The following is a 256-nucleotide window of genomic DNA, read 5'->3' as shown; positions in this document are numbered from 1 at the left end:
ACAATGACTATGAGCTGTATCTCCTAGGATCTGAAACGACCAGCGACTCTGTAAGTGTGATCAGCCAAGGGGTTGTGTCTAATACACCCGTACGCGTGTTTATTCCTGTAACAGGTAGAGAAAGTACGAAATCTGGTATTACCTTTACCATTTATCTTGGTGCCAGTTACAATGGCGCGTCTATTAGCACCTCACCTGATGACTGTTTAGTGTTTTCATACACTGATAACGAAAACCCTGATGACGTGCTAACCGT

General features: G+C 43.8%; 1 protein-coding gene. It reads left to right on the top strand.

Annotated elements, in window-relative coordinates:
• Positions 1 to 256: hypothetical protein (locus tag ACQ96U_RS27195; RefSeq protein ID WP_431724413.1), on the top strand; the 256-nt coding region annotated here is incomplete at both ends.

Source organism: Zooshikella sp. RANM57 (assembly GCF_050749885.1).
Lineage (GTDB): Bacteria > Pseudomonadota > Gammaproteobacteria > Pseudomonadales > Zooshikellaceae > Zooshikella.
This window is presented reverse-complemented; position numbering and strand designations above follow the sequence as displayed.